Genomic DNA, 21191 nt, shown 5'->3' with positions numbered 1-21191 from the left:
CAACTCACAGGAAACAAATTTGCCTGTAAGGAAATCAACTCTTCGGATATATGATTATCGACAAATACTTGGATGTCTCCGATAGCATCCGTTCCGGGCCATGCAGGGTCCCGCTGTCGAACAGCAGCGAATCTCCCGGCTGCATAGGGTAGCTCGCGTTGCCGTGGCGGTAGGTCAGTTCGCCTTCGAGCATGTAGATGAACTCGACGCCGCTATGCGCGAAGCCGGTGTAAGGGGCCGCATCTTCGCGAAGGGTGATAAGGTACGGCTCGACGTTGACATCGCCGCGCAACATATGGCCGAGCAGTTGATAGATATGGCCCACCTTGGTGCCGCGGCGCTCTATCGTAACGCCGGCGTTCGCCTTCACGTGCGAGCAGTCCTGCCGGTCTTCGAACGACGCGAAGAGAAGAGACAGGGGAACCTGCAATACGCCTGAGATCGCCTGGAGTGTGCCAAGCGAAGCGGAAATGCCCCCATTCTCGATTTTCGAGAGCATGCCGGTGGATATGCCCGCTGCCGAGGCAAGATCGGCGATAGAGAGATCGAGATCGCGCCGGACGGCACGAATTTGGGTGCCCAGTGCTTTTTCCAGACTGCGATCGGGCTTGCCGGGTGCGGCCGAGCCCGTCAAGGTATCCTGATCTTCGGTATTGACGGTAGCAGTAATGCCGACTCTCCGTTAAAAACCTGTTCGGGCACTGTTTCATAAAGAGGATGTTGCCCGATGTCATCATATCGATCAGGCAACTGCCGCCTCGCGCACCGCGCCGGGCAGCCCGCGTCGGCGCCTCGCCGCCCGCAGGGTATTGCTCAGCAGGCAGGCAATCGTCATTGGCCCAACCCCACCGGGGACGGGCGTTACAGCGGCGGCGTGATCCATTTCCTCGCGCACGGCATCGCCGATGATCACCTTCCTGCCGTCGCGCTCGACGCGGTTGATGCCAACGTCGATGACCACAGCCCCCGGCTTAACCCAATCTCCGCGCACAAGGCCCGGACTGCCTGCGGCGACAACAACGATGTCGGCGCTGCGCACGGTGTCCGGCAGGTTGCGGGTGGCTATGTGAGTGACGGTGACGGTGCACTCGCGTTCAAGCAGCAGCATGGCGACCGGCTTGCCGACTATGTTGGACTTGCCGATCACGACTGCCTTCAGGCCCCGGTAGTGGTCGATCGCGGTGTCGAGCAGGATCATGCAACCCAGCGGTGTGCAGGGGATCAGTCCTCCGGTGCCGGTGGAAAGACGCCCGACATTGACCGGATGGAAGCCGTCGACATCCTTCAGCGGATCAATCGCGTCCAGCACCAGGTCTGAATCGATGTGTTGCGGCAAGGGAAGCTGCACGAGGATGCCGTCGACCGCATCGTCGTCATTGAGCGCGGCCACGAAGCCAAGAAGTTCCTCCTGGCTCGTGGAGGCGGGAAGGCGGTGCTCGAACGACCGCATTCCCGCTTCCAGCGTCTGCGTCACCTTGGAGCGGACATAGACCTGACTGGCAGGATCGTCGCCGACGAGCACCACCGCCAGTCCCGGCACGATCCCTTCCGCGGCCAGACTGACGACTTCTTCCGCGACCCGGCCACGAAGCTTCGCGGCGATCGCCCGTCCGTCTATGATGGCTGCCATCGGGTCAGTCGCGAAACACGACCGTTTTCGCGCCATTGGCGAGCGCGCGGCCGTCGAGATGGAAAGCTACCGCCCGCGCCAGCACCCGGCGCTCGATGTCGCGGCCCTTGCGCACGAGATCGTCGGGCGTGTCGTGGTGCGAGATGCGCTCCACGTCCTGCTCGATGATCGGTCCTTCGTCGAGGTCGGCGGTGACGTAGTGCGCGGTTGCGCCGATCAGCTTGACACCGCGCGCATGCGCCTGGTGATAGGGCTTGGCACCCTTGAAGCCTGGCAGAAACGAATGGTGGATGTTGATGCACCGGCCCGAGAGAAACGCGGCAAGGTCATCCGACAGGATCTGCATGTAGCGCGCCAGCACGATCAGTTCCGCGCCCGTCTCATCGACAATCGCCTTGATCCGGGCTTCCTGCTGCGGCTTCGTTTCCTTGGTGATCGGCAGGTGGTGGAACGGAATGCCACCGAAATCGACACCTTGATAGGTGCCGAGGGGATGGTTGGAGATGATGCCCACGACGTCCATCGGCAGTTCGCCGATGCGGTTGCGGTAAAGCAGATCAACCAGGCAGTGATCGAACTTGGATACCAGGATCAGCACCTTGCGCAGTTCATCCTTGGGACGCAGCGTCCAGTCGAGCGCGAGCTCTTCTGCCAGCGGCGCGATGCCGGCACGCAGATCATCGGCAGCGGCCTCATCCGGCAGGCTGAGCACGATGCGGCCGAAGAAGCGGCCGGTTTCGGCGTCATCGTACTGGTGCGCTTCCTTGATGTCGCCGCCATGGCGATACATCACGTCGGTAACGCGCGTGACGATCCCTGGCCGGTTGGCGCAGGACAGGGTCAGGAGATAGGGTTTGGTCATCGTGTCCTCGGATTAGAAGGCCAGCGCGGCTGCGGCGTGGTCGATCCACTCGCGCAGGCTGCCGGCAAAGCTACGGAAAGTGGCAAGGTCGTAAGTGGGACCGTCGTCGACTTGCCGGATGACGACACCGATATGCGCGATCACCGTGGTTGCCACCGAACCGCTGGAAAAGGATGCGGAGTGGAAATCGATCGCCGCCCCGCGCTGTAACAGCTTGCGCGCGCCTTCGCCTGCAAGACGCAGGACAACGTAGCCGCTGGACTGGTCGGATACCGATGCGAGTCCCGCAAGCCGATGCGTGAGATCGGCAGCGAAATCGGGAGCGGTGCCATCGTGGAACGCGAGCCAGGTCCCCGGGCCCGTGCCGATGAAGGTCACGGCTCCCGAGCCGCAGGCCGCCGGTCGGTCAAGCAGCGACATGCCCAGCGCAGTGCCGATCTTCGCGGCACTCATGCTCTTTCTCGCCATGACGGATGCCAGAGCGATATCATCGCGCTCCTGGATGGTGAGGTGTTCAGGCACGGACGCGGACTCCTTCGGGGTCGACAAAAATCGGGTTGCAGACTTCCGCCTGGATATCGCCTCCGCGCACCGGATCGTGGATGACAATGCGCTCGCCGTGACGCTGTGCGCCGTTGACCAGCAGGCCAAGCGCGATCGAATGGTCCAGCGTTGGCGACCAAGCGGCCGAGGTCACGAACCCTTCGTCGTTCTGCGGCAGCGGTGCTGCACCTGGGGCGAGCAGGTGTCCGCCACCACGCAGATGCCGGGTACGGTCGACCGGCCTGAGACCGACCAGCGCGGGGCGCGACGGATCCGCGAGCCCGCGCCTGGCAGCCATGGCGCGGCCGATGAAATCCTTCTTTTTCGACATCATCCGGCCCATGCCGAGGTCGGCTGCAGTGGTCTGGCCATTCAGTTCGTTGCCCGCGGCATGGCCCTTCTCGATGCGCATAACGCCGAGCGCCTCGGTGCCGTAGGGCACGGCGTCGTAGGAGCGGCCGGCAGCGAAGAGGTGGCGCACCAGTTTGTCGCCGAGCGTCGCAGGTACGCTTACTTCGTAGGCCAGCTCACCGGAGAACGACAGGCGGTAGATGCGCGCCTCGAAACCCTGCCAGCGGAACTTCGCAGCGCCCATGAACGGCAGGGCGTCGTTCGATACGTCAAGGTCCGGAAATGCCGCCTGCAGCATCTCGCGCGAACGGGGACCGGCGACGGCGTAGGTGGCCCACTGTTCGGTCACCGAAGTGGCCTGAACGTCGAGCTCGGGCCAGAGCACTTGCCGGGCATAGTCGATATGCTGCATAACCCGCGCGGCGTTGACCGTGGTGGTGGTGACGAAGAAGCTGTCCTCTGCGAAACGGGTGGTTGTGCCGTCATCCATGACGATGCCGTCCTCGCGCAGCATCACGCCATAGCGCGCCTTGCCGACGGCAAGGGTCGAGAACATGTTGATGTAGAGCCGGTCGAGCAGCAGGGCGGCATCGGGGCCATGCACGTCGATCTTGCCGAGCGTTGACACGTCGCAGATGCCGACGCCGCGCCGGGTCATCGTAACCTCGCGGTTGACTGTCTCCAGCCAGGACGCCTCCCCCGGGCGGCTGAACCACTGCGCACGCTTCCACTGTCCGGCATCAACGAAGGTTGCACCTTGTTCGGCCGCCCAGTCATGGCTGGCCGTGCGGCGCACAGGGCGGAAGGATTCCTCGCGGTGATGGCCCGCCAGCACGCCGATCGCCACTGGCTGATAAGGCGCGCGCGACATGATCGTCCCTGCCGCACCAATCGTGCGGTCAGTTGCCGCCGCCAGCAGTGCGTGGCCATTGAGCTGACTGGTCTTGCCCTGGTCGGTCGCCATGCCAAGCGTCGTGTAGCGCTTCATGTGTTCGATGGACACGAAGCCTTCACGGGCAGCGAGCTGCACGTCGCTGGCTGTCACGTCGTTTTGGAAATCGACGAAGCACTTGGTTCGCGCGCCCGGTACATGCCACAAGGGCGCGGTCGACGCGGCTTCGTCCGCTGCCCGAAACGAGGGCGGGGGAACAGCGCGGCCGGTTGCGTCCGCCACGGCGTCGGTACCCTTGGCAGCGCCGTCGACTAGGGCCTGCGCCAGCGAGAACCGGCCTGCCGCCGCACCGGCCGGAACGAGCCCGGGTGGGGTCTCGTCGAGCAGGAAAGTCTGTTGCGATTCCGACCACACAGGTTTTGCTCCCATGTTGCTGCCAAGGCCGATTGCCGGATTCCAGCCGCCACCCATCGCGACGAGATCCGCGCGGAGCGTGCGGCGCGAACCATCCGCGAGGCGCACGTCAACCTTCCTGACCGGAACACCGTGCACGTCAGTGACGATCGCGCCGCTCAGGATTTCGACACCACGCGTACGTAGTTCAGCGGCGAGGGCAGGCTCATCTTCGCGGTGGTCGACAAGCACGACGGAGGCGCCCGCTGCCGCCAGGTCCCGCGCAGTCGACCATCCGCTGTCGCTGGCGGTAAACACGACGGCGCGCTGTCCGGGAACCGCGGCGTAACGATTGACGTAAGTCGAGACAGCCGAGGCAGTCATGACACCAGGCCGGTCATTGCCACCGAACACCAGCGGCCGCTCGATGGCGCCTGTCGCGAGGATGGCGCGGCGGGAGACGATCTTCCACAACCGCTGACGCGGCTGCCCCGGCAGCGGGGCGACAAGATGGTCGGAAACGCGTTCGACGGCCACATATTCGTCGTCATAGACCCCGAATACGCCGGTACGGCTGAGCACGCGCACGTTCGGAAGCGAGGCCAGCTCCGCCAGCACCTGTGCAACCCATTGCACTGCGGACATGCTGTCGATCTCCTGCCGCTCGCTCAGCAGGCGCCCGCCGGGACGGGCGTCCTCGTCCGCCAGCATGACGCGCAGCCCTGCACGTCCTGCGGTCAGGGCCGCCGCAAGACCGGCCGCACCACCACCGATGACGAGCAGATCGCAGAAGGCATGCTCGCGGTCATACTCGCTCGGATCGGGCAGCATGGAGAGCTTGCCCAGCCCCGCCGCCCGCCGGATAAGCGGCTCGTACACCTTCTCCCAGAATTTAGCGGGCCACATGAAGGTCTTGTAATAGAAGCCCGCCACAAAGATCGGCGAGGCAAGCTGATTCACGGCCAGCAGATCATAGCGCAGACTGGGCCAGCGGTTCTGACTGCTCGCCTCCAGACCGTCGAACAGCGAGACGGTGGTCGCGCGCGTATTCGGCTCGGCGTGGGCGCCGGTACGCAGGGTGACGAGGGCGTTGGGCTCCTCGCTTCCCGCTGTGAGGATCCCGCGCGCCCGGTGGTACTTGAACGAGCGGCCGACGAGACGGACATCATTAGCTACGAGAGCGGAGGCGAGAGTGTCGCCCTCAAAGCCCGAATAGGCCTTCCCGTCGAAGGTGAAGGAAAGCGGGCGCTGCCTGTCGATCAGGCCACCGGCAGAAAGGCGGCTCATGCGGGTGTCTCCCGGGACAGCGTGGCGGCGGCGATGCGGTGTGTGCGGGTGTGGCGCAGCACGGTGATCCAGTTGCGGCACCCTTGCGCATGGTACCAGTGCTCGGCCATCTCGCCGATCACGTTGTCGCGCAGGTACACATAGTCGTAGAAGCCGTCCTCGCCTTCAGGGCGGCGGGGCGAAGCATCGCCGCGATAGACGAATTCCTGGGAGTCACGTTCGCCGCAATAGGGACAGGGTATGCGCATGGCCTCGTTCCCTCAGTGAAGATTGGGTTGGGCGCCGGCGCCCTTTTCGTCGATCAGATGACCGCGCTCGAAGCGGTCGAAGCGGTAGGCGGCAGCCGTATCGTGCGGGGCGCCCGTCGCGAGCAGATGGGCAAAGCAGCGCCCGGCGGCCGGCGTTGCCTTGAAACCGCCGTAGCACCAGCCCCCGTTAAGATAGAGGCCCTCGACCGGGGTGCGGTCAATGATCGGGGAGCCGTCCATCGACATGTCCACGACACCGCCCCAGGAACGCAGCAGGCGGGCGCGACCGATCATCGGCATGATCGCCATGCCACCCTCGCACACGTCCTCCACTACCGGCATGTTCCCCCGCTGGGCGTAAGTGTTGTATCCGTCGATGTCGCCGCCGAAGACGAGCCCCCCCTTGTCCGACTGGCTGATGTAGAAGTGTCCGGCCCCGAAAGTGATGACGCCGGGAATGACCGGCTTCAGCCCCTCGGTCACGAAGGCCTGGAGCACATGGCTCTCGATCGGCAGGCGCAGCCCGGCCATCGCTGCGACGGCAGAGGAATGTCCGGCCACCGACAGGCCGACTTTGTTCGCGCGGATTGCACCGCGCGTTGTCTCCACGCCGGTGACGGCGCCGCTGGCGTCACGAAGGAAGCCCTTGACCTCGCAGTTCTGAATGATGTCGACCCCAAAGTCGGAAGCGCCGCGGGCATAACCCCAGACGACCGCGTCGTGCCGGGCAGTACCTCCGCGACGATGCAGCAGGCCACCCATGATCGGGAAGCGGGCCGAATCGAAATTCAGGAACGGTGCCATCTTGCGCACCGCGTCCCGGTCCAGCAATTCCGCTCCCGCGCCATGGAGCAGCATCGCGTTGCCGCGCCGGGCGAAAGCATCACGCTGGGCATCGCTGTGGTACAGGTTCAGGATGCCGCGCTGGCTGACCATCACATTGTAGTTCAGGTCCTGCTCCAGCCCTTCCCAAAGCTTCATCGAAAATTCGTAGAAGGGCTCGTTGCCGGGCAATCCGTAGTTGGAGCGGATGATCGTGGTGTTGCGTCCGGCGTTGCCGCCGCCGATCCACCCACGCTCGACCACTGCGACGCGGCGGATACCGTGGACCTTGGCGAGGTAGTAGGCAGTGGCCAGGCCGTGGCCGCCGCCACCGACGATGACGATATCGTAACCCTCAGCAGGCGCGGAATCGCGCCAGGTCGGGCGCCAATCGCGATGCCCCTTGAGAGCGTGCGTGGCAAGATTGAAAATGGAAAAGCGCGTCATGCGTGCGGCGCCTCGAAATTCGTGTGATGTGATGTCTTGTAAGTAGCCGTTCGGCACCATATCGCTTGTCCATGAGCGACCCTTATATGACCAAAACCGACAAGCTTCGCAGCGCTGAAGAAATTCGGACGCTAGGGCTGTTGCTGATCGACGGATTCTCGCTGATGTCCTATGCCTCAGTAATTGAGGTCTTCCGCGCAGCGAACGCGCTGGCGGGGCGCACGCTCTATCGCTGGTCCCACATTTCAGTTGATGGAAGGCCGATCCATGCGTCGAATGGCGCAACGATCCTAGCCGACTTCGCGGTGGGCCAGCCGTTTGACTGCGAAACGCTGTTCGTTTTCGCAGGCGGTGACCCCACGGGGTTTTCGGATGCACGCACATTTGCTTGGTTACGGCGCATGGCGGCACAGGGCGCAGTCATCACAGGGGTATCTGCTGGCCCTTTCCTGCTGGCGCGGGCCGGGCTTCTCGATGGTTATCGCGCGACGATCCATTGGGAGCATCGGCCCGTCTTCGTTGAAACTTTTCCGAATGTTTCGCCAGAAACCGTACTGTTTGTCATCGACCGCCGCCGCGTGACCTGCGCGGGCGGGATGGCGGGTTTGGACCTGGCGATCGAAATGATCGAGCGTGAGCAAGGTTACGGCCTTTCCTCGATTATTTCGGACTGGTTCATCCGTACCGATACCCGTAGGGCCGACCGCCCTCAGCGGTTGAGCCTGCGCGAAAGGCATCAGGTGTCCAATGACACGGTACTGAAGGTACTCGCTCATATGGAGGAAACGGTGGAGGAACCATCCCCGCGCGAAACCCTAGCTAAAATCGCAGAGGTCTCGGTCAGGCAATTGGAACGCCTGTTCCGCAACCATCTCAGTGCGACCATGCGGGAGAGCTATATGCGCATCCGGCTCGAGAAGTCGGAGCAACTCTTGCGCACGACGGCGCTGTCCGTCACACAAGTTGCATTAGCTTGCGGGTTTCAGAGTGCCAGCCATTTTAGCCGCAGTTTTCGTGATCGCTATGGGAAACCGCCCTCGGGGCGGGCGAGGAGAGATCGAGAATCCTAATCGGGGGCGTTCGCGGGCCGGTGTTCCCAGCACGAGGCCGGGAATTGGACTCAGCACCAGCATCGTCGCCACGGGAAGTTCGGATCGGGCCATCGATACGTGGTTCACGCGAGTCGAGGACGTCCACGGTGCGCAGCCGGTCGAATGAATCGCGCGCCAGCCATGAAGCGATGGCAATCTTGGCATGATCGCGGGCCGTTGGGCAAAAGACCCGTCACCGCGTCGACGGCGAATCGAACATCACGCCGCAAGTGGACGAGGCAGATGTCGGACGCCAAAATAGAGCGCAATGGCGTGCAATGCGCTGTTATTGAGCGCCACAATAGACTGCATTCAAAGGGCGCAGCAGCGGCAGGCAGATCCGGTTACTGATCGGCGAACCGCTTGGCCAATCTGGCGCTTGCCCCACTTTTAGCGGCAAGCTTTGAGCCATACCGCAAGACGGTACGCGCATCGCGCCACCGGTAGGCCTGCATGATAGCTGGCAGTCCTTCTCCTGCCGCAAAATTGTCCTGGGCCACCCCGACCCGGATCGAATGTGACGAGACCGTGCTGAGCCAGCGGTCGCGTTCGGCTTCGCTCATTTCACCGAGCAGGCCCTTCTCCCAGGCGCGACGGATGAGCCGCCTGTAAATGAGTGTGATGCTGTTCGGGTGCAGGCGCTCGGTGCCGATGCTGTCGATCGAGCCGTCGAAGTGCGTCGTCACGCGGCGCAGCAGCGGACCCTTGTCCACCCTGCCCGCTTCACGCCAGCGGGCAATGGCCGCCATCGTCGCGGGAGAAAGATAAGCCTCGGCTCCGGCTTGCTTTCGGTCGGTCTTGCTTGAAGGGATGTGCAACAAACCGGCTCCGTCGCTGTCGGGCCCCTCGATATGCCCGACATCGATCGCGACCAGTTCCGAGCGCCGCGCGGCTGTATCGTAAGCGATGCGCAACATGGCCGCTATGATGAAAGCGCTGAACGCCCCCAAACTGCGCCAGTCTCGTTTAGTTGCCGGCTTGAAGAAGCTGAACGCAAAGAGGATGAAAACGGCGGCGTTAACCAGCGCGAGCCCCCACAGACCATAGCCATAGTCGGCGTGCGTCATCGCGACTCTCCTTCGATGCGGCCGTTGGGATTGGCCGGTAAGCCGGCGGGTGCCTGACCGGGCTCATGGCCATGCTGATGCCCACCATGGCCGCGGTGCATGAACAGGTGCATGAGCGGGCAGGCGAGCAGGATGAGATAGGGCAGCACACCCAGGAAGTGCGCGGTATACTCGTTGAGGAGGAAGAAGCTAGCGACGAGCAGGAAGCCGATCAGAACGATCTTGCCGCGCTTGCGCATGCGATGGTCATGTTCGCCCATATGCCGTCCTCTTCTGGTCAACGTCCGGGCAGCATAGGCTCGAGTCCAAGGAGCAAGGTATAAGTAGAGACCGAAGTCCCCCGGGCATCGCGCAGGCATGGGTAAGGCGATCGATGGGATCGGCCATCGGCGTTCGGGCGACGCAGCTGTCGGGGAGCAGCAGTCGTGCTGCGGATTTTGCGTATAGGCGTGCGGCGTCCGCGAACCAATGCTGCGCTCACGAACATAATCGTGAGAGGCAGGCCCGCGTCCATGCAAAAGAGAAAGAAACGGCACCATTCCCGCGTGACCATCTTCGAGCGTGAAGCAAGGATCGATCTGGCCAAGCGCCCGGCCGATGGTCTCGGCGTTGCCTTTCTCGGCGCATCGGGAACGGTCACAGGGTCGCGTTATCTGGTGGACGATGGTGAAACTCAGATCGTGGTCGATTCCGGCCTGTTTCAGGGACCCAGGGATCTGCGCCGCCTTAATTGGGCATCGATCCCACCCGAAGTCGCGGATGTCGGCCAGGTGCTGCTGACCCACGCCCATCTCGATCACTCGGGCGCACTACCGCGCATGGCGCGCCTGGGCTGGGACGGGACCGTCCTTGCCACGCGGGCGACCGCGGCCCTGTGCGAGCTCCTTCTTCCCGACAGCGGCCATCTGCAGGAAAAGGATGCGGAGTTCGCCAACCAGCACGGCTTCTCCAGGCACCAGCCGGCGCTGCCCCTCTACACCCAGGCCGACGCGCGTCTGGCATTGCAGCTCTTCCGCCCGATCGAGTTCGGAGCGTGGCATGCAGTCACGGACGGCATCAGGGTGCGCTACCATCGCGCCGGCCACATCCTCGGCGCGGCGTCGATCGAGATCGACTGGAAGGGGCGGACAATCCTCTTCTCAGGCGACATCGGCCGTTACGGCGATGCGGTGATGAAGGATCCCGAGCCGCCCGCGCGCGCCGACTATGTCCTAGTGGAATCGACCTATGGCGATCGGCGCCACGAGCAGGTCGATCCGACAAATACGCTTGGAGATCATGTCGAACGATGCGTCGAGAGAGGCGGGACGGTGGTGATTCCGGCCTTCGCCGTGGGACGGGTTCAGTCGCTTCTCTATCATTTCTCGCGTCTGCGCGCGCAGGGACGCCTCCGCGACATCCCGATCTTCCTCGACAGCCCGATGGCGATCAACGCGAGCGGGCTGATGTGCGATTTCATGGACGAGCATCGCCTGGCCCGCGCCGAGTGCGAAGCGGCGTGCAGCGTCGCGCACTATGTGCGCGAAGTGGAGGAATCCAAGGAACTCACCGCCAACCCCGCTCCCAAGGTCATCATCTCGGCCAGTGGAATGGCAACGGGCGGCCGCGTGCTCCACCATCTCAAGCGCTTCGCGCCGGATGGGAAGAACCTCATCCTCTTCTCAGGCTTCCAGGCGGCGGGCACCCGGGGCGCCGCCATGATCGGGGGCGCCCGGACGATCAAGATCCACGGCGAGTATATCCCGGTCGAAGCCGATGTCGCCAACCTGACGATGCTTTCGGCGCATGCCGACAGCGACGAGCTCATGCGCTGGCTCGGGTCGCTGCAAGAGCCCCCGCGCCATGTCTATGTCACGCATGGCGAGCCGACCGGCGCCCAGGTCCTGGCGAAGCGTGTCTCGGAGGATCTGGGCTGGGCATGCAGCGTACCGGCGCTGGGTAGCTGGGGCATGCTCGCGTGAAGCCCGGGATCATCGAGGACGCCGAAGTAGAGCCTGTCGCGACGACGCTGCGGGCACACCGCCTCGGCCTGTCGGCTGCCGGAGGTGATCTGATCGCGGTCATGCGCCAAGACTGTCCCGTCTGCCGCTCGGAAGGTCTCGCGTCGCGCGCGCAGGTCGCGCTGCACGCCGGCGGGCGGGAAATCGTCGTCTCGCTGCTGCACAGTTCCGCGGAGGCTCCAGCGCCCGGCGAGATCGGCCTGTCCGAATCCGCATGGCGGCGGCTCGGCGTCAGCGAGGGCGATCCGGTCGAGATCGCGCACGCCCAGCCTCTCGCCTCGCTCGCCGAAGTGCGTCGGCGCATCTATGGCAATCGTCTCAGTGAAGGGGCTTTTTCAGGGATCATGACCGACATCGCCGAGCGACGCTATAGCGATGTCCATCTCTCGGCGTTCATCACGGCATGCTCAGCGGTCCCGCTCGATACGGACGAAACGATCAGCCTGACCAGGGCGATGGTCGATGTCGGCGAGCGATTGCAGTGGTCCGGAGCGGTCATCGTCGACAAGCATAGCGTCGGTGGATTGCCGGGCAATCGCACCACGCCGATCATCGTCTCGATCATGGCCGCGGAGGGCCTGATCATGCCCAAGACATCGTCGCGGGCGATCACCTCGCCGGCCGGCACGGCGGACACGATGGAGGTGCTTGCACCTGTCGACCTCGACGTTTCCGCCATCCGCAAGGTGGTCGAGCGCGAAGGCGGCTGCATCGCCTGGGGCGGCGCCGTCAATCTCAGCCCGGCCGACGATGTGATCATCGGCGTTGAACGAGTGCTCGATATCGATGCCGTAGGGCAGATGGTCGCCTCGGTGCTGTCCAAGAAAATCGCGGCCGGTGCGACCCATCTGGTCATCGATATCCCGGTCGGGCCGACCGCCAAGGTACGCGGAACCGATGCCGCCGATACGCTCGAGCGCGCGCTGAGCTCGGTCGCCCAAGCCTTCGGGCTTCGCACGCGCGTGATGCGCGGCCCCGGCGCGGAGCCGATCGGACGGGGCATCGGCCCGGCGCTCGAGGCGCAGGATATCCTTGCCGTCCTCCAGGGGCAGCCGGGCGCCGAGGATCTCGCCCACCGGGCCTGCGAGCTGGCGGGAGGACTGCTTGAGCTCGCTGACGCGGCCCCGGCCGGCGAAGGCTATGCGCGTGCGCGGGCGTGTCTCGAAAGCGGCGGGGCCTGGGCCAAGTTCCAACGTATCTGCGAAGCGCAGGGCGGCATGCGGGCTCCACCGGTCGCCCGGTTTCAGCAGGATATGATCGCTCCCTATAGCGGCCGCCTGGTGAGTATCGACAATCGCAAGCTCGCGACGGTCGCGAAGCTCGCCGGCGCGCCGGTGGCCAAGGCCGCTGGCGTCGCACTGCAGTGTCGGCTGAACCAGATGGTGGATGCCGGGGCTCCCTTGTGTAGCATTCATGCCGAGAGCCCGGGCGAGCTCGACTATGCGGCGGCCTATGCCGTGAGCGACGGGCCGATCTTCGGGATTGAAGCGCTATGAACCGTCCCGTCCTGTTCGCGCTGCCTGGCAGCGAGGCCCTGGCACAGCCGCTATCCGCCGCGCTCGATGCAGAGGTCGGCACGATCGAGCATCGTCAGTTTCCTGACGGGGAAACCTATCTCAGGGTCGGAAACGACGTCAGCGACCGCGAGGTCATCCTGCTGTCCAGTCTCGATCATCCGGACGCCAAGCTGTTGCCGCTGCTGTTCGCAGCCGACACCGCGCGCGATCTTGGCGCTCGCAGGATCGGGCTCGTCGCCCCTTACCTCGCTTACATGCGCCAGGACATACGCTTCCATGCCGGCGAGGCGGTGACGTCGCGAACCTTTGCTGCGATCCTGTCTCGCCATCTCGACTGGCTGGTGACGGTCGATCCGCATCTCCATCGCTACCATGAATTGTCGGAAATCTACCGCATCCCAACCCAGGTTGTTCATGCCGCGCCGTTTTTGGCCTCGTGGATCAAGCGCAATGTCGCTCGCCCGCTGATCATCGGTCCGGACCTGGAAAGCGAACAGTGGGTCTCGCAGGTGGCGGCCGATGCCGATGCTCCGTTTCTCGTGTGCGAGAAAATCCGATCCGGCGACCGTCACGTCACCATCTCGATTCCGAATGCCCCAGCGTTTCTCGATCGCCAGCCGGTGCTGGTCGACGATATCGCCTCATCCGGTCGGACCCTCACCGAGGCGGCGCGCCAACTGGTCGGCATGGGGTTCGCGCGACCGGATTGCGTGGTCGTGCATCCGCTTTTTGCCGGCGATGCAGCGCAGGTTCTGGGTGGGCTTGTCGAAAGGATCGTCAGCACGAACGCGGTTGCACATGCGTCGAATGATATAGACGTCATGCCAGCGATCGCGGAGGCCGTTCGCCACCGGATTGAATGGCGTGCTGCGCGTCAGTTCTAAGACGGAAATGAACGCCCGGCAAACGCTGTGCGCGTCCTCATCCATTGACCCTAAACGAGTCCGAACCAATCTCCTGAGATCTCCCTTTCGGAGAAAATCGCGGCAGGGAAGGAGGATATGTCGTGTCGCACACACGCTCGTTCATCGATCCCCTCGACGTTGCTGGGCACCTGAAGCTTGAGCCCGAAGTAAAGCGCGCCACCCTGCTATCCTGGGCGTCCGATCGCGCAGCCGTCAAGGGCCAACCCGCCCCCCTCGCCCGCCGGGCGCCAGTAACCCGCTGCCGGTCGACGATGTGATGGAAGCGTAGCGATGGCTCGATCGCGCCGAGGGCGGCGCGGGCAACTCGCATGCATCGTCCGGAGCAGAGACCCGGCAATGAGCCGCAGCGACCGCGGCATTGGTGTGAGCGGAGTAGCCGAACCCTCACAGTTTCGCTGTCCTTCGCCGTTTTGCCTCGCCAAATTTTTACTCTTGACCTGGGACCATAGTCCAACGTGCAGAGAAGTATCCCTTGAAGCGCTGCCCTCGCGGCACTGCGTATTGATCGATCTCGGGGGCTATGGGGAACAAGCGCGTCGTGCATATCGTCGATGACGAAGAGACAATACGAAAAGCACTAAGTTTCACGTTGCGGACCGCAGGGTTTGCCGTAGAAGCCTACGCTTCGGGGCCGGAGTTTCTGTTGAGCGCAGAGGACGCCGAGAAAGGCTGCGTGGTTCTCGACATGCACATGCCCGACATGGACGGCCTGCAGGTTCAGGCGGAGCTGACGCGACGCGGTATCGACATGCCCGTCGTGGTGCTGACGGGCAATGGCGATCCTACGCTCGCCGTACAGGCGATGAAGGCGGGCGCTGCCGACTTTCTCGCCAAACCGGTCGAGAAGGCCGCATTGCTCGGCGCGATCGACCGCGGCTTCAGCTGGCTTGAGAGTATAGCCCGTCGTGCCTCCGAACAGGCCGACGCTCTTTCGAAAGCCGCGAGACTGACGCAGCGCGAACGGGCCGTTCTGAGAGGAATTTCGCGAGGCTATCCAAATAGCCTTATCGCAGATGAACTCGGCGTCACGTCGCACACGGTCGAGCTGCATCGGGCCAGTCTGATGATCAAACTCAACGCGCAAAGCCTGCCCGACCTGTTGCGGATCGCTTTCGCCGTCGACCTGCACGAATCGACCGAAAACGGGCACCCCTAAAATTCTCGGCCGTGCGATGCCGGATGCTATGCGGATCGGGCCGCGGCCAGTTCGGCGATGATCGGACAATCCGGCCGCTCGTCGCCTTGGCAGCGCTCGGCCAGGTCGATTAGCGTGTCGCGCAGCGCCGTCAACGCCTCGGCTTTGCGCTGAAACTCATCGGCGCGGGCAAGGGCAAGCCGCTTCACCTCCGCGCTGGCACGGCCGGTATTGGCCCAAAGGCTGAGCAACGTGCGGATCTCCTCGATCGGGAAGCCGAGATCGCGGGCATTGGCGATAAACCGGAGGCGATGGAGGTCGCGCTCGCCATAGTCACGATAGCCAGCACCCCGACGCGCCGGCGCCGGGATGAGGCCGATCTTTTCATAATGGCGGATCATCCGCTCAGAGACGCCGCTCTGCCGTGACGTCTCGCCGATGTTCACAGTGCTTTCCGGTTGAGGCGCAGCGCGTTGGTGACCACGCTCACCGAAGAGAGCGCCATCGCCGCCGCCGCGATAATGGGCGAGAGCAGAATACCGAACAGCGGATAGAGCGCACCCGCCGCTACGGGCACGCCCGCGACATTGTAGATGAAGGCGAAGACGAGATTCTGGCGGATGTTCGACATGGTCGCTTGGCTGAGCCGCCGCGCCCGGACGATGCCAGTCAGGTCGCCCTTGAGCAGCGTGACGCCAGCGCTCTCGATCGCGACGTCGGTGCCGGAACCCATGGCGATGCCGACGTCGGCGGCGGCCAACGCGGGGGCGTCGTTGACACCGTCGCCGGCCATGGCGACGACCCGCCCCTCGCGCTTGAACCTGGCGACCACGGCGCTCTTCTGATCGGGCAGCACCTCGGCTTCGACCTCGTCGATGCCCAGGCGTCGGGCGACCGCTTCCGCGGTCGTGCGGTTGTCGCCGGTCAGCATGACCACGCGAATGCCCTCCGCCTTGAGCGCGGCGAGCGCTTCTGGTGTCGTGGCCTTCACCGGATCGGCGATCGCGAAGGCGCCGCCGACTGTGCCGTCGACCCCGATGAAGATCGCGGTGGCGCCATCCCGGCGCAGCGCGTCGGCCTGGCTGGCGAGCGCATCGGTCGCAACCCCTTTGTCGGCAAGGAACTGCGCATTGCCGAGGACGATGCGCCGCCCTTCGACCGTGCCGAGCGCGCCGCGCCCGGTCGGCGAGTCGAAGTCGATGACGTCGCTCGTGACGATGCCGCGATCCTTCGCGGCCTCGACGATTGCCAACGCGAGCGGATGCTCGGACGCCCGCTCGACCGAGGCGGCAAGACGCAGCAGCTCGGCTTCGTCGAAGCCGGGCGCCGGCACGACCTGGGTGACGGCAGGCCGGCCTTCGGTCAGCGTGCCTGTCTTGTCGACGACGAGAGTGTCGACCTTCTCCATATGCTCGAGTGCTTCGGCATTTTTGATGAGGACACCGAGCCCGGCGCCGCGGCCGACCCCGACCATGATCGACATCGGCGTTGCCAGCCCCAGTGCGCAGGGACAGGCGATGATCAGCACGGCGACCGCCGCCACCAGCCCATAGGCGAAGCGCGGCTCGGGACCCCAGATGCCCCAGGCGATGAACGCGACGGCCGCGACCGCGATGACCACGGGCACAAACCAGCCCGACACCTGATCGGCCATGCGCTGGATCGGCGCGCGCGAGCGCTGCGCCTCAGCGACCATCTGGACGATGCGTGCGAGCATGGTATCGCGGCCGACCTTGTCGGCGACGATCACCAGCGCACCGGTCTGGTTGAGCGTGCCGCCGATCACTGTGTCGGCCTTTGCCTTGGTGACGGGCATGGATTCGCCGGTGACCATCGACTCGTCGAGCGAGGAGCGGCCGTCCTCGACTACGCCGTCGACCGGCACCTTCTCGCCCGGCCGCACCCGCAGGCGGTCGCCCACCGCAACCAGATCAAGGCTGATTTCCTCTTCGTTCCCATCAGAACCGATCCGGCGCGCGGTCTTTGGTGCAAGGTTGAGCAGCGCCTTGATCGCGCCCGAGGTGCGTTCCCGCGCGCGCAGTTCGAGCATCTGGCCGAGCAGCACGAGGACGGTGATCACCGCGGCCGCCTCGAAATAGACGGCAACCATGCCGTCCTCGCCGCGGAAGGCCGGCGGGAACAGCTGAGGCGCGAGCGTCGCGATGACGCTGTAGATCCAGGCGACCCCGGTCCCCATCGCGATCAGGGTGAACATGTTGAAGTTGCGGGTCTTGAGCGAGGCCCAGCCACGCTCGAAGAACGGCCAGCCCGCCCACAGCACGACGGGTGTCGCCAGCACGAACTGGATCCATACCGAGATAGACATCGGCACGAGGCGATGGATCGCGGGAAAGACATGCGCGCCCATCTCGAGGAACAGCACCGGGAGAGCCAGCACGAGGCCGACCCAGAAGCGCCGCGTGAAATCGACTAGCTCGTGGCTGGGGCCGCTGTCGGCGGTCACGGTCGCGGGTTCGAGCGCCATGCCGCAGATCGGACAGGACCCGGGATGGTCCTGGCGGATCTCGGGATGCATCGGGCAGGTCCAGATCGTGCCTTCGGGCGCCGCGACCGGCGGCGTCGGCGGGCCGAGATAGCGCTCGGGATCGGCGATGAATTTGGTCCGGCAGCCCGCGCTGCAGAAATGATAGCTTTCACCGCTATGCTCGGCGTGATGCGCCGTGGTCGCCGGGTCGACGGTCATGCCGCAGACCGGGTCCTTGACGCCGGTCGCCGCTTTAGCGGTGCCGTGGCCGCCGCAGCAACCGCCGCCATGCGCCGCTCCATGTGTCTCGTTCATCGCCTCGCTCCTTTCGACGCCTGACGATCTAGGGTCTGACACCGTGTCAGGGTCAATACGTAATCGCCTAAGTGGCCAAATCGGCGGGCCCGTTCGCTTGGCCGCCATCAGGCCGGGGAGCACGCCGTCGGCATTGGGCTGGGTATCGTCGATGCCATCGAGCCCGCTGCACGGTCAGGCGGAAGGCGAGCCGCATGAGACCCGTGCTGGCGGCCATAATCGGCGATTACCAGGCGCCAATCCGGGCGCAGCATGGCAAGCATGGCGGCACGCCACCGCTTCTCCCGCGCCCACAGGCGGATCGCGCGATCATAGTCTTTCGTCGATCCAGTCCCGCGCGGCGGGGTGTACGATTGCATTGGCTTCTCCCAACGCGAGGCGTTCGAAACGATAAACTACATCGACATGGGTGGCGACAGTGTCCCCAGCCAGGCGACCAGCCCGAGAATGACGATCGCAAGACCGCCTTCGACGACGAGGCTCGCGCGCAGCAGCGCCTGCGCCCGTGGCGCGTCCTCTTCCTCGATCGCCTGCGCAAGTGCCGGGGTCAGGCGATAACGGTTGAGCGCGGCCAGGCCCAGCATGCCGGCGAAGAGCAGCAGCTTGGCGATGAGCAGCAGGCCGTAGGTCGACTGCCCGAGAGACGCGATGTTGCCCGGGCCGACCAGGAACCAGCCGTTCACCGTCCCGGTCAGGATCAGCAGGGCGACGATGATCGTGCCGACGAGGGAGAAGCCCCGCAGCGCTTCCTCGGCGAGCATGACCCGGTCCATGTCTTCAGTGGCGAGATCATCGGTTGCGAGCCTGGTAAGAACCAGCGCAAGGAATGCGGCAAGCGCGCCGACCCAGGCGCCCGCGGCGAGCAGATGGATGAGATCGGCCCCCAGTTGCAGCCAGCCCGCCTCGCCTTCGCCGGCCGCGCCATGCCCGCTCCAGGCGAGGGTCGCGAGTGCGACCGCGCCTGCCAGAGTGGAGGCGATGAAGGCAGGACGGGATTGCCGGCGATAGAAGGGGATGGAGAGCAGAAGAACGAGGAGCGCGACGAGGCGCGCCTTCAGCGCCGTTCCCATGGACGTGCCGTTGAACAGCTCTGCGACCATGGAAAGATCAGGCTGGGTGAGCGGCAGCCCGGTCATGGCCGCTGCCTGCAACGCGAACCCCAGCGCCGACAGCAGGAGGGCGAGACAGGCGAGACCGGCCACCATTGCTACCATCGGCAGATGCCGCTGTACCATCCGGCCGCCGCCGGGCGCATAGAGCGCGAACAGCGGCAGGCCGAACAACAGGCCGAGATCGACGTAGAGCGCCCAGCGGACGGCGACGAGTGCCACGTCGTTCATGGCGTCACTTGACGGTAAAGGCGAGATTGCCCTGGATGCGGTGCGTGTCGGTCGAGACGACGTGCCAGGCGACCTGATAGCTGCCCGCCATGAGCGGCTTGGCGAGCGTCAGCACGAGCGTCTTGTCGCCTTCGACGGACGTCTTGAAGCCGGTTACCGCCATGCGGTGGTTGGGCATGCCGGGCATGCCGGTCATCACGATCTCGGCGCCCGACAGCTTCGGCATCAGACCTTCACTGAAGGTGAGCGTGATACGCGAAGGCGCCGAGACGCTGGCGTTCGCGGCGGGCGTCGAGGACACAAGCTTGGGATGCGCGTAGGCCGGAGCAGAAACACTCAGGCCGACGGCGGCGATAACTGCGAGAGGCGAAAAGAAACGCATTGGAACATTCTCCTGTAGATCCCATGAGACAATACGCAGCCCGAGCCCCCACCCCTCGCAATTATTCTTTTCAATCTACAGCAAGGGTTCCTGGACCATCGTGCGTATTGAAGGATGAAGACGGAGAAGCACCATGGATGAACTTGACCACCTGCTCTCGCGGTTGCGCGATGCGCCTCTCGATCCCAGGCTCGGCGGCCTGGAAAGCCGGGTCATGGCGGAAATAGCGCGCATCCGGGCCATACCAAGCCTTGGCGCTATGACGTTCGGCATCGCGGCCGCAACCGCGCTGTTCATCGGAATTGCCGGCTCGGCAGTTCCGACACGGTCTGCTGATGCCAAACCGCTATCGCCCTTCGATGCTCGGCTCGCGCTTGCGCCCTCGACGCTGCTGAGCTCGCAGTGATGCGCGACCGCCGCCGGCTCCTGCTCCTCGTCCTGGTGACCTTCGCCGCGGCGATCGCTGGCGTTGTCATTGGCCGCGTCTATGTGGTTCCAGTGCGCCCGGTCGAAAATGAGCTGCACGAGCTGCTCCATCGCGATCTGAAGCTGAATTCAGCGCAACACAGCCGACTCGAGACAATCGAGAAGAACTACGCGATCCGGCGTCAAGCGCTGGAGGCCGAATTGCGCGCCGACAATGCGCGTCTCGCGGAAGCGATCGAAGCGGAGCATGGCTATGGCCCGCAAGTCGCAACTGCGGTGGATCGCTCGCACCAGGCCATGGGCGCGCTGCAGAAAGAAACACTTGAGCATATCTTCGCGATGCGGGCCGTGCTGCGCCCGGATCAGACGGACAAATTCGACGACGCCGTGGTGAAAGCGCTGACGGCCAAATCCGAATGACCGCGTGCCTCCCCGACTGCTCGGACGGGGAGCTCGCGGCTCTGGCGCTTGGAGGCCGGCAAGCGGCCTATGGCGAGCTGGTCCGCCGGCATCAAGGTTGGGTTCACCGGCTCGTGCGCAGCCATGTCGGATCTATGGATGAGGCATTGGATGTCACCCAGGCGAGCTTCGTCGCGGCCTTTGCCGCACTCAACCGCTATGACGTAACCCGACCCTTCCAGGTCTGGATGTCCCGGATTGTCATCAACAAATGCCATGACTGGCGGCGTCGGCGAGCGGTTCGAAATTTCTTTGCCCTAGCCCTACCGCTCGGCGAGGCGGACGGCGTCGCCGACGACGCACCGCTGCCCGATCAGGCGATCGGGGCCGAACAGCAGCTCGCGCAAGCAATGAAAGCGATTGCTGCCCTGCCGTCTTCCCTCAAGGACACGCTTATTTTGCGTACGATCGACGAGAAATCGGAAGCTGAAACCGCCGAAATTCTCGGGATCAGCCAGAAGGCGGTCGAAACGCGCCTCTATCGAGCTAGGGCACGCCTTTCGGAAATATTAAAGAAAGTTTGAGGGGGATGAGGCCATGCTGCGTATTCCCAATAGGTACGCCCTCTTTCTT

Annotated in this window: 21 protein-coding genes; 8 read left to right on the top strand and 13 right to left on the bottom strand. The window is 64.4% G+C overall.

What is annotated here, in order from left to right:
- Positions 1 to 34 precede the first annotated feature (34 nt).
- The 7 genes from A7Q26_RS16180 to A7Q26_RS16150 all read right to left on the bottom strand — a co-directional run bounded on the left by A7Q26_RS16180 (position 35) and on the right by A7Q26_RS16150 (position 7475).
- Complete coding sequence (locus tag A7Q26_RS16180) at positions 35 to 634, bottom strand: helix-turn-helix domain-containing protein (RefSeq protein WP_017181649.1); 600 nt, start codon at positions 632 to 634, stop codon at positions 35 to 37.
- Between the two features lie 108 nt (positions 635 to 742).
- A complete protein-coding gene (locus A7Q26_RS16175) occupies positions 743 to 1666 on the bottom strand; it encodes a bifunctional 5,10-methylenetetrahydrofolate dehydrogenase/5,10-methenyltetrahydrofolate cyclohydrolase (protein ID WP_370385549.1) in 924 nt (307 codons plus the stop codon).
- Complete coding sequence (gene purU, locus A7Q26_RS16170; protein WP_017181647.1) at positions 1635 to 2492, bottom strand: formyltetrahydrofolate deformylase; 858 nt, start codon at positions 2490 to 2492, stop codon at positions 1635 to 1637. Before purU ends, A7Q26_RS16175 begins: the two co-directional genes overlap by 32 nt.
- A gap of 12 nt (positions 2493 to 2504) precedes the next feature.
- A complete protein-coding gene (locus tag A7Q26_RS16165) occupies positions 2505 to 3014 on the bottom strand; it encodes a sarcosine oxidase subunit gamma (protein ID WP_017181646.1) in 510 nt (169 codons plus the stop codon).
- Positions 3007 to 5958 carry a sarcosine oxidase subunit alpha family protein gene (locus A7Q26_RS16160; protein WP_017181645.1) on the bottom strand — a complete coding sequence of 984 codons (2952 nt, stop codon included), beginning with the start codon at positions 5956 to 5958 and terminating at the stop codon, positions 3007 to 3009. The genes A7Q26_RS16165 and A7Q26_RS16160 overlap by 8 nt, the downstream gene beginning before the upstream one ends.
- Positions 5955 to 6206, bottom strand: coding sequence for a sarcosine oxidase subunit delta (locus A7Q26_RS16155; protein ID WP_017181644.1), 252 nt, complete (start codon positions 6204 to 6206; stop codon positions 5955 to 5957). The genes A7Q26_RS16160 and A7Q26_RS16155 overlap by 4 nt, the downstream gene beginning before the upstream one ends.
- Positions 6207 to 6218: 12 nt before the next feature.
- Positions 6219 to 7475 (bottom strand): sarcosine oxidase subunit beta family protein, encoded by a 1257-nt coding sequence (locus A7Q26_RS16150; protein WP_017181643.1) that lies wholly within the window; start codon positions 7473 to 7475, stop codon positions 6219 to 6221.
- A gap of 86 nt (positions 7476 to 7561) precedes the next feature.
- On the opposite strand from A7Q26_RS16150, the gene A7Q26_RS16145 reads away from it, so the two are divergent.
- Complete coding sequence (locus A7Q26_RS16145; RefSeq protein ID WP_017181642.1) at positions 7562 to 8545, top strand: GlxA family transcriptional regulator; 984 nt, start codon at positions 7562 to 7564, stop codon at positions 8543 to 8545.
- Positions 8546 to 8910: 365 nt separating this feature from the next.
- On the opposite strand, the gene A7Q26_RS16140 is transcribed toward A7Q26_RS16145, so the two are convergent.
- Entirely contained in the window at positions 8911 to 9633 is a 723-nt protein-coding gene (locus tag A7Q26_RS16140) for a tyrosine-type recombinase/integrase (protein WP_084439164.1), read from the bottom strand.
- The gene (locus tag A7Q26_RS16135) at positions 9630 to 9893 is read right to left on the bottom strand and encodes a DUF2933 domain-containing protein (RefSeq protein ID WP_066861581.1); all 264 of its coding nucleotides are present in this window, start codon (positions 9891 to 9893) and stop codon (positions 9630 to 9632) included. Before A7Q26_RS16135 ends, A7Q26_RS16140 begins: the two co-directional genes overlap by 4 nt.
- Positions 9894 to 10145: 252 nt before the next feature.
- Between A7Q26_RS16135 and A7Q26_RS16130 the strand changes: the two genes are divergently transcribed.
- From A7Q26_RS16130 to A7Q26_RS16115, 4 genes are all read left to right on the top strand, one after another.
- Positions 10146 to 11594: an MBL fold metallo-hydrolase RNA specificity domain-containing protein gene (locus tag A7Q26_RS16130; RefSeq protein WP_198162961.1), complete on the top strand. Its 1449-nt coding sequence runs from the start codon at positions 10146 to 10148 to the stop codon at positions 11592 to 11594.
- On the top strand, positions 11591 to 13129 hold the full coding sequence (locus A7Q26_RS16125; RefSeq protein ID WP_066861575.1) for a thymidine phosphorylase family protein: 1539 nt from the start codon (positions 11591 to 11593) through the stop codon (positions 13127 to 13129). The genes A7Q26_RS16130 and A7Q26_RS16125 overlap by 4 nt, the downstream gene beginning before the upstream one ends.
- On the top strand, positions 13126 to 14034 hold the full coding sequence (locus A7Q26_RS16120; protein ID WP_004212748.1) for a ribose-phosphate pyrophosphokinase: 909 nt from the start codon (positions 13126 to 13128) through the stop codon (positions 14032 to 14034). The genes A7Q26_RS16125 and A7Q26_RS16120 overlap by 4 nt, the downstream gene beginning before the upstream one ends.
- Before the next feature lie 562 nt (positions 14035 to 14596).
- Complete coding sequence (locus A7Q26_RS16115; protein WP_004212746.1) at positions 14597 to 15232, top strand: response regulator transcription factor; 636 nt, start codon at positions 14597 to 14599, stop codon at positions 15230 to 15232.
- 26 nt (positions 15233 to 15258) lie between these two features.
- Here the strand turns inward: A7Q26_RS16115 and cueR are convergent, their stop codons facing one another.
- The 4 genes from cueR to copC all read right to left on the bottom strand — a co-directional run bounded on the left by cueR (position 15259) and on the right by copC (position 19733).
- Positions 15259 to 15657 carry a Cu(I)-responsive transcriptional regulator gene (gene cueR, locus A7Q26_RS16110; RefSeq protein WP_004212744.1) on the bottom strand — a complete coding sequence of 133 codons (399 nt, stop codon included), beginning with the start codon at positions 15655 to 15657 and terminating at the stop codon, positions 15259 to 15261.
- Complete coding sequence (locus A7Q26_RS16105; RefSeq protein WP_066861573.1) at positions 15654 to 18011, bottom strand: heavy metal translocating P-type ATPase; 2358 nt, start codon at positions 18009 to 18011, stop codon at positions 15654 to 15656. Before A7Q26_RS16105 ends, cueR begins: the two co-directional genes overlap by 4 nt.
- 395 nt (positions 18012 to 18406) lie before the next feature.
- A complete protein-coding gene (gene copD, locus A7Q26_RS16100) occupies positions 18407 to 19351 on the bottom strand; it encodes a copper homeostasis membrane protein CopD (protein WP_020820523.1) in 945 nt (314 codons plus the stop codon).
- 4 nt (positions 19352 to 19355) lie between these two features.
- Entirely contained in the window at positions 19356 to 19733 is a 378-nt protein-coding gene (copC, locus tag A7Q26_RS16095; RefSeq protein WP_007683372.1) for a copper homeostasis periplasmic binding protein CopC, read from the bottom strand.
- 133 nt (positions 19734 to 19866) lie between these two features.
- Between copC and A7Q26_RS16090 the strand changes: the two genes are divergently transcribed.
- The 3 genes from A7Q26_RS16090 to A7Q26_RS16080 are packed head-to-tail and all read left to right on the top strand — an operon-like array spanning position 19867 to position 21142.
- Positions 19867 to 20139, top strand: a complete 273-nt coding sequence (locus A7Q26_RS16090) for a hypothetical protein (RefSeq protein WP_004212738.1) — start codon at positions 19867 to 19869, stop codon at positions 20137 to 20139.
- On the top strand, positions 20139 to 20579 hold the full coding sequence (locus tag A7Q26_RS16085) for a periplasmic heavy metal sensor (protein ID WP_007683368.1): 441 nt from the start codon (positions 20139 to 20141) through the stop codon (positions 20577 to 20579). The genes A7Q26_RS16090 and A7Q26_RS16085 overlap by 1 nt, the downstream gene beginning before the upstream one ends.
- Positions 20576 to 21142, top strand: a complete 567-nt coding sequence (locus tag A7Q26_RS16080) for an RNA polymerase sigma factor (RefSeq protein ID WP_007683367.1) — start codon at positions 20576 to 20578, stop codon at positions 21140 to 21142. The genes A7Q26_RS16085 and A7Q26_RS16080 overlap by 4 nt, the downstream gene beginning before the upstream one ends.
- Positions 21143 to 21191 lie beyond the last annotated feature (49 nt).

It is taken from the genome of Sphingobium sp. TCM1 (assembly GCF_001650725.1).
Lineage (GTDB): Bacteria > Pseudomonadota > Alphaproteobacteria > Sphingomonadales > Sphingomonadaceae > Sphingobium.
The sequence above is the reverse complement of the archived record's forward strand: the minus strand, read 5'-3'. Positions and strand labels throughout refer to the sequence as shown.

Coding starts and splice junctions, on each gene's coding strand:
- A7Q26_RS16175 (WP_370385549.1), bottom strand. CDS start 1,666: ATGGCGCGAAAACGGTCGTGTTTCGCGACTGACCCGATGGCAGCCATC.
- purU (WP_017181647.1), bottom strand. CDS start 2,492: ATGACCAAACCCTATCTCCTGACCCTGTCCTGCGCCAACCGGCCAGGG.
- A7Q26_RS16160 (WP_017181645.1), bottom strand. CDS start 5,958: ATGAGCCGCCTTTCTGCCGGTGGCCTGATCGACAGGCAGCGCCCGCTT.
- A7Q26_RS16155 (WP_017181644.1), bottom strand. CDS start 6,206: ATGCGCATACCCTGTCCCTATTGCGGCGAACGTGACTCCCAGGAATTC.
- A7Q26_RS16150 (WP_017181643.1), bottom strand. CDS start 7,475: ATGACGCGCTTTTCCATTTTCAATCTTGCCACGCACGCTCTCAAGGGG.
- A7Q26_RS16145 (WP_017181642.1), top strand. CDS start 7,562: ATGACCAAAACCGACAAGCTTCGCAGCGCTGAAGAAATTCGGACGCTA.
- A7Q26_RS16140 (WP_084439164.1), bottom strand. CDS start 9,633: ATGACGCACGCCGACTATGGCTATGGTCTGTGGGGGCTCGCGCTGGTT.
- A7Q26_RS16135 (WP_066861581.1), bottom strand. CDS start 9,893: ATGGGCGAACATGACCATCGCATGCGCAAGCGCGGCAAGATCGTTCTG.
- A7Q26_RS16130 (WP_198162961.1), top strand. CDS start 10,146: ATGCAAAAGAGAAAGAAACGGCACCATTCCCGCGTGACCATCTTCGAG.
- A7Q26_RS16120 (WP_004212748.1), top strand. CDS start 13,126: ATGAACCGTCCCGTCCTGTTCGCGCTGCCTGGCAGCGAGGCCCTGGCA.
- A7Q26_RS16115 (WP_004212746.1), top strand. CDS start 14,597: ATGGGGAACAAGCGCGTCGTGCATATCGTCGATGACGAAGAGACAATA.
- A7Q26_RS16105 (WP_066861573.1), bottom strand. CDS start 18,011: ATGAACGAGACACATGGAGCGGCGCATGGCGGCGGTTGCTGCGGCGGC.
- copD (WP_020820523.1), bottom strand. CDS start 19,351: ATGAACGACGTGGCACTCGTCGCCGTCCGCTGGGCGCTCTACGTCGAT.
- copC (WP_007683372.1), bottom strand. CDS start 19,733: ATGCGTTTCTTTTCGCCTCTCGCAGTTATCGCCGCCGTCGGCCTGAGT.
- A7Q26_RS16090 (WP_004212738.1), top strand. CDS start 19,867: ATGGATGAACTTGACCACCTGCTCTCGCGGTTGCGCGATGCGCCTCTC.
- A7Q26_RS16085 (WP_007683368.1), top strand. CDS start 20,139: ATGCGCGACCGCCGCCGGCTCCTGCTCCTCGTCCTGGTGACCTTCGCC.
- A7Q26_RS16080 (WP_007683367.1), top strand. CDS start 20,576: ATGACCGCGTGCCTCCCCGACTGCTCGGACGGGGAGCTCGCGGCTCTG.